Below are 2,489 nucleotides of genomic sequence, written 5' to 3' on the forward strand. Positions count from 1 at the left end.
AGAAAAATAAATCTGAACCGGTAGTTCCTGCAATGCTGATTTCCTAACCTGATAAATCAGGTATTGAAAATTTAAATTAAAGCTTGGATAGCTAAGTCGTCTTCATATTGGCAAAATATCCATGGCATTATACGTCCCCATTCAACCCATAAAGACTCCGCCATTTACATTAATTATTGTACCTGTGACATATCTTGATTTGTCGCTGGCCAGAAATACTATCACATCTGCAACCTCATCCGGTCTGCCGATTCTTCTCAAAGGCACAGTCTCGGGATCAAAATGAGTAAATTCCCTGGTCATTTCTGTGTCAATAAAACCCGGAGAAACCGCATTGACAGTTATGTTGTAAGGACCTCCGATTTTTGCAAGAGACATAGTCAGCGTTATAATGCCGCCTTTGGAAGTACAGTAGTCAATCCCTGTAGCTATTCCCCCAATCTGTCCGGAAATAGAAGTTACATTGACTATCTTCCCATATTTCATTTTTTTCATAAGAATAAGTGCTTCCCTGCAACACAGGTATGTACCTCTCAGATTTATGCCCAGCATCTTATCCCATTGCTTTTCATCTATTTCTTCTATGGGTAAAGTATCACATATCCCGGCACAGTTAATCAAAATGTCAATCCTTCCAAACCGGTCAAAGATTTTCTTAAAAAGACTTCTTATTTCTTCGCTGTCGGATATATCCGTTTTAATAAATTCACATTTTGCTCCTGTTTCTTTTCTTATCTTTTCTGCAACTTCATTGCCCCTGTCAACATTGAGATCAGCTATAATTACTGCTTCCGCATCTTCCCTTGCAACCGCAAAAGCAGTCGCTTCCCCGATCCCTCCGGCTGAACCTGTAACAATTGCCACCTTCCCTTTTAATTCTTTCATTTGTTAAACTCCCAGCTTGATATTCTATTTTTTTAAAAATCTATCTTCATATTTTATAATAAATAAAAACATTTTTTTACTAATTCAAAAAATTTCAAACAATATTATGTTATAACATCTGATTAGTTTATGCTTTAATATTTTATAAATCAGACAATAAAACAACCGTAGGACATATTTTTAATTATGGCAGAAAATCTGTAAACCCGGAAATACCTGAATAAAATGTTATAAAGTTTAACTATGAGCAAAATGAATCCCCCGCAAAAACCAAGGAAGAAATAATTCAGAATGCGATTTCAAAACCGTTTGCTGTAAAACCTTTATATGAAGCCTTAAATCTCTTTACAAAAAGATAAAAAATTTGTTCTCGGCGGATATAAAGCTGTAGTCGTATCAAAACTTCTTACAAAAAGCTAATGTACTTTTATATTCTGACTTTGACACAGCCACAATATGCGATATCGGTCTTGACAAAATAAATCCTGCTCAGGAATATATTGACTCAAGGCTGTCCGGAGAAAAAGATTTAAGATTTGCTGTTGTCCCGAACAGCAGATTTGTCAGATTGTCAGGATAACAAATCAGAAAAAAGCCCTATATTTTTATTTTGTCCCTATTGAAAACCCATTTGGGATTTTTGCCTTCCAGAAAATCTGCAACTCCCTCTGCTGCATGCATTGCCATCCTTCTTGAACTTTCCTTTGTAAGAGCAGCTGAATGGGGTGTCAGGTAAACATTGTCGGTCATAAGCAACGGGTTATCATTTTCAGGAGGCTCATTTTCAAAAACATCCAGCGCCGCTCCGGAAATCTTTTCTTCATTCAGCGCTTCCGCCAGAGCTTTTTCGTCAATTATCCCGCCTCTTGAAGTATTTATTATGAATGCGCTTTTCTTCATTCTGCCCAGAAGCTTTTCCCCTATTATGTGGTGATTCTCCTTTGTGTAAGGAATATGAACGCTTATGAAATCAGACAATTCAAACAGCTTGTCCATACTCTCCATTTTTTTGCACTGAAAATCATCTTCCTTAAACTCCTGCACATAGGGATCAAAGAAAAGAATATCCATTTTAAAACAACTGTAGCATAACTTTGCAAGTTTCCTCCCTATTTTTCCAAACCCTACAAGGCCAAGCGTCTTTTCAGCCATATCAACAGGCAGATAGGAATTCCTTATCGCAAAATTACCGCTCCTGACTTCTGAGTCCATTTTGTTCAGATATTTGGACAGAGCAAGCATAAATGCAAGAGCATGTTCTGCCACGCTGTCCGTATTTGCTTCAGGCGTATTGCAGACCAGTATGTTTTTCTCGGAAGCAGCTTCAATATCAACATTATCTACTCCACCGCCGGTTCGGGCTATTACCTTGAGCCTGGGAGATGAAAAAATAGTCTCCCTTGATAGTTTCGTGGCTGTTCTTACTATTATTGCATCAGCTTCCCCGGCATTTTCCCTTACAGTTTCATCATCCGGGGACGGAGAGATAGTGATATTAAAGCCTTTATTTTTTAAAAACTCTATGGCATCCTCATGTATCTTCTGGGATAAAAGGATATTTTTCATTTAAATCATGTCCTTTTCTTCAAGATATTTTTTCAACT

Annotated in this window: 2 protein-coding genes; both read right to left on the minus strand. The window is 37.4% G+C overall.

Going from position 1 to position 2,489, the window contains the following annotated elements; genetic code table 11:
* Positions 1-141: 141 nt before the first annotated feature.
* Positions 142-885 carry an SDR family oxidoreductase gene (locus GXZ93_03370; protein ID HHT78821.1) on the minus strand — a complete coding sequence of 248 codons (744 nt, stop codon included), beginning with the start codon at positions 883-885 and terminating at the stop codon, positions 142-144.
* 597 nt (positions 886-1,482) lie between these two features.
* Positions 1,483-2,451, minus strand: coding sequence for a hydroxyacid dehydrogenase (locus GXZ93_03375; protein ID HHT78822.1), 969 nt, complete (start codon positions 2,449-2,451; stop codon positions 1,483-1,485).
* Positions 2,452-2,489: the final 38 nt, after the last annotated feature.

It is taken from the genome of Actinomycetota bacterium (assembly GCA_012837825.1).
Classification (GTDB): domain Bacteria; phylum Actinomycetota; class Humimicrobiia; order Humimicrobiales; family Humimicrobiaceae; genus Humimicrobium.

Excerpts from the sequence above, each read along its gene's own strand:
- GXZ93_03370 (HHT78821.1), bottom strand. The coding sequence starts at position 885 with ATGAAAGAATTAAAAGGGAAGGTGGCAATTGTTACAGGTTCAGCCGGA.
- GXZ93_03375 (HHT78822.1), bottom strand. The coding sequence starts at position 2,451 with ATGAAAAATATCCTTTTATCCCAGAAGATACATGAGGATGCCATAGAG.